This is a genomic window from Candidatus Benthicola sp. (genome assembly GCF_058719085.1).
This window is the reverse complement of the sequence record NZ_JBZQEK010000169.1, coordinates 1-4,211: the sequence shown is the minus strand read 5'-3', so window position 1 is coordinate 4,211 and position 4,211 is coordinate 1. Positions and strand designations below refer to the sequence as shown.

At 70.4% G+C, this 4,211-nt stretch carries 2 protein-coding genes; one reads left to right on the top strand and one right to left on the bottom strand.

The annotated features are described in order from the left end of the window. Window positions 1-228 precede the first annotated feature (228 nt). Complete coding sequence (locus tag AC36XV_RS12315; protein ID WP_492203981.1) at window positions 229-1,911, top strand: cation:proton antiporter; 1,683 nt, start codon at window positions 229-231, stop codon at window positions 1,909-1,911. Here AC36XV_RS12315 and AC36XV_RS12310 read toward each other — a convergent pair. Next, window positions 1,908-3,959 carry a glycoside hydrolase family 97 protein gene (locus AC36XV_RS12310; RefSeq protein ID WP_492203980.1) on the bottom strand — a complete coding sequence of 684 codons (2,052 nt, stop codon included), beginning with the start codon at window positions 3,957-3,959 and terminating at the stop codon, window positions 1,908-1,910. The genes AC36XV_RS12315 and AC36XV_RS12310 overlap by 4 nt on opposite strands. Window positions 3,960-4,211: the final 252 nt, after the last annotated feature.

Sequence of the window (4,211 nt, the reverse complement as noted above, 5' to 3'; positions counted from 1 at the left end):
TGGCGCGTCGCGTTCAGCTCGGCGGGGGCGCCGCGTCAGGCGGTAGAGGTCGTGGCCGGCACGCTCCGGACCGAGCTGGCTCCGCTCTCGGCGAGGGTGTGGATCCGGGAGGGTCCGTGATCGTAGCCGCGGTCCTGGCATCGGGCGCGCGCCTGATCGCGTGCCCGTCGGCGCTCTCCGCCGAGCCTCCGGCGGGGCCCGCGGAGTCATGAGCGCACCGGATACTCCATGACCCTGTGGACGGCCCTGCTGGACCTGCTGATCCTGCTCGCCGCGGCGACCGCGTTCGGAGCCGCCTGCGAGAGGGTCCGCCTCACGCCGCTGTTCGGGTATCTCGCGGCCGGGATCCTCCTCGGTCCGAACGCGCTGGACCTGCTTCCGAGCCACGAGGCGGTGGGCTCCATCGCGGAGCTGGGCGTGGCCCTCCTGCTCTTCACGATCGGGCTGGAGTTCTCGTGGAAGAGGCTGCGGACCATCGGACCGGTGGCGCTCGGCGGCGGAACGCTGCAGGTGGTCCTGACCGGCGGGCTCGCCGCCGGCGTGTGCCTCGCCATCGGCCTCGACCCGTCCCGGGCGGTGGTGTTCGGGGCGGCGATCGCGCTCAGCAGCACCGCCGCGGTGCTCCGGCTGCTGGAATCCCGCGCCGAGATCGACGCCGTGCACGGTCGCTACGCGGTGGGCATCCTCCTTCTGCAGGACATGGCCGTGGTCCCCCTCGTCCTGCTGGTGGCCTTCCTGGGCGAGGGCGGCCCGGCGGACCAGGTCGGCTGGGGCGTGGCCCGGACGTTCGGCTTCGCCGTCCTGTTGTTCGCCGGTCTATGGGCGGTTCTCACGTACGTGCTCCCACGCCTGATGGGGGCGCGGGTGGCCCAGCGGTCGCCGGATCTTCCGGTGCTGCTGGCCGTGGTCGTGGCCCTCGGGGCGACGTGGCTCTCTCATGAGCTGGGCCTGTCGCCCGCCATGGGTGCGTTCATCGCCGGGATGCTGCTCGGCGAATCGCCGTTCGCCACCCGTATCCGGGCGGACATCATTCCCTTTCGGACACTGTTCGTCACCCTCTTCTTCTGCTCGATCGGCATGCTGGCGGATCCCCGGTGGATCGCCGAGAACCCGGCGCTATTGGCCGGAGTGGCCGCCGCCATCGTGGCCGGGAAATGGCTGGTGACGGCCGGCGTGGTGCGGGCGTTCGGGGTGACGGCCGGCGTCGCCGTGGCCACGGGCGCCGTCCTCGCCCAGGTGGGTGAGTTCTCGCTGGTGATCGCCGCGCTCGCCCGACAGATCGGCCTGATCGGGACGGGAGAGTTCGACCTCCTGGTGTCCTCGATGATGGCCACCCTGTTCCTCACCCCGGGACTGACGGCGCTGGCCCCACGCCTCGCCACGCGCCTGCGCGGGGTGTCCGCGTCGGGAGCCGCTTCGGGAGTGGGGGGTCTCGGCGAGGGAGACCTTCCGGCGGACGGATCCGGGCCGGAGCCGCGGGCGCTGAGGAATCACGTCGTGATCGTCGGGTTCGGACCGGCCGGTCGCGGCGTGAGCGAGCTCATGATGACGGACCCGTCCAGAGAGCTGGTGGTCGTCGACATGGCGCAGCGCGGCGTCGAGCTCGCCCGGAGCTACGGCCTGCGCACCCTGATCGGGGACGCCGGACGACGGGAAGTGCTCGACCATCTCCACGTGGCGTCCGCGGCGTGCGTGGTGATCACCGTCCCGGACCCGTGGACGGCCCGGCACATCATCCTCCAGGTGCGATCCGTGGCGGCACACGTGCCCATCGTGGCCCGGTCGCGCTACCACGTGCACCGCTGGCAACTCCTGATGGCCGGCGCCGACGCCGTCATCGACGAGGAGGAGGAGGTCGGGCTGCGGATGGCCGACGAGGTCCGGCAGCGCTGCGGCCTGCCCGAAGCCTAGTCCGCCGGCCGGATCCGGATCGCCTGCCCTCCTCCGGGCGCGAGTCGCAGGTTCAACGTCGTCGAGGCATCCACCGGACGGCTCGAGATCTCGATCGGGAGCGGGTTGGTGAGCCAGTGGGCCCCTTCCCCGTCCGCGTAGATCTCGGCCACGAAGCGCTCGCCCTCCGGCAGGAAGGAGAGGGTGACGTCGAAGGCGCGCTCCTCCTCGTCCGTGATCGCCGCCAGGTACCAGTCGGGGCTGTTCCGGTCCTTCCGCAGGACGACGACGTGGTCGCCGATCCGACCTCCGAGGGTGGCGCTGAATTCCCAGTCCACCGGCACGTCACGGAGGAACTGGAAGGCGGCGCGTCCCTCGTAGTTCTCCGGCAGGTCGGCCGCCATGTGCATCGGCGAATAGAGAACCACGTACAGGGCGAGCTGCTTGGCCAGCGTCGTCCGCACCCGGGGCTCCTCGATCTCGCGCGGTGACCCGTCGCCTGACGACAGGAGGATGTCGAACACGCCGGGCGTGTAGTCGAGCGGCCCGGCCACGAGGCGCGTGAAGTAGAGGATCGTGTGGTGCTCGGGCGGGTTTCCGCCGTCGCCGCCCCAGGCGTTGTACTCCATGCCGCGCGCGCCCTCGCGCGTCATCATGTTGGGCCAGGTGCGGCGCTCGCCGGTGTCCTTGATGGGCTCGTGGACGTCGAGCATGATCCGGTGCCGCGCCGCCGTCTCGATCACCCGGCGCCAGTGCCGAACCATGTACTGTCCGTGGTGCGCGTGGCCCTCGGCGGTCTCATCCCCCACGTAGCCGGTCTTCACGGCCCGGATGCCGAGGTCCTCGTACAGCGCGAACGCATCGTCGAGCTGGCTCTCGTAGTTGGCGACTCCCATGGAAGTCTCGTTGTGGCCGACGAGCGTCACGCCCCGGTCGGCCGCGTAGGCGGCGAGGGCCGGGAGGTCGTAGTCGGGATACGGCTCGGTGAAGGAGAACAGCTCCGCGTTCTCGGCCCAGTTGCCGTCCCACCCGAGGTTCCAGCCCTCCACGAGCACGCCGCCGAAACCGTTCGTGGCCGCGAAATCGATGTAGCGCTTCGTGTTCTCGGTGGTCGCCCCGTGCCGCGGCCCCGAGCCCCAGGTCTCGGTCCCGAGGTGGAGGCTCCACCAGATGCCCACGTACTTCATCGGCTCGATCCAATCCGGGTCCTCGATCGCGCTCGGCGGATTGAGGTTGAGCCCGAGGGTGGAGGGCATCAGGTCGGCCGCCCGATCGGCCACCTGGATGGTGCGCCACGGCGTCACGAACGGCGTCCGTCCGCGCACCTTCACGCCGTCGGCCCAGGCCGGGAGGGTCACCGAGAGGCTCCGGTCCCACGAACCCGTCAGGTTCATGCCGGCATAGTCCACCAGGTCGGCCTCGTGGATCACCAGCACCGGCCCATCCAGCATCTCGAGCGTGAGCGGCGTGTGGACCTCCGGCATCGTGCTCGCGGGGGACGAGCGGTAGAGGAGCTCGTACCGGTGGGTGGGGTCGTTCGCGGGGATCCACCAGGCCTTCGGGTCCTCGGCCAGCCGGAATTCCGTTAGCTCGTCCATGATCTCGAAGTCGGCCAGAGCGTCCTGCTCCGGCAGCTCGTAACGGAAGGCGATCCCATCATCGAAGGCCCGAAACACGACCGTGAACCGACGGCCGGGGTCGCTACTCTCGGCTACGGACACCCGGAGCTCGTTGTGGAAGTCCTGCACGTACCGAACCTCGCCCCACGGCTGCTCCCACATCTCGTTCACCGCGGCGCGCTCGGAGCCGGTGATCTCGATCCCGCTCGACAGCGGCGGGGCACCGCGGAACTCGAACCCGAGTCGGGACGGAAGCACGACCTTCCGTCCGTCCCTCACGAACGCCCAGGTGAGTGCCCCATCCACGACCCCTACGGTGACGACGTTGCGCTCGTCGGGCGAGGAGAGCCGGAGGGCGCCCTGGGCGAAGGCCGTGTGCGCGGTGACGGGCGAGATCAGGAGAACGGCGAGCAGTCCTGCCATCCGGAGCGATTTCAGACGAGTCGACATGATCGTGTGCCCTGTTCCGGGGGTCGGCTCTGCAGACGGCGTCCGTCCGTGCGAGAACGGACAACCTAGCGCGATTTGGCTGCTCGGCGCACCCGCGGTCCCTGTCTCACCCGAGCGCCTCGAGGGCCGCGAACCAGACCCGTTCGGGAATGTCGGATTCGCGCTTCCACCGGGGGGCCACGGTATGAAAGCGCGGGCGTATGCCCCTCCGGTCGTGCTCGGCGACGACCGCGGCCACGGGATCCGCCGGCA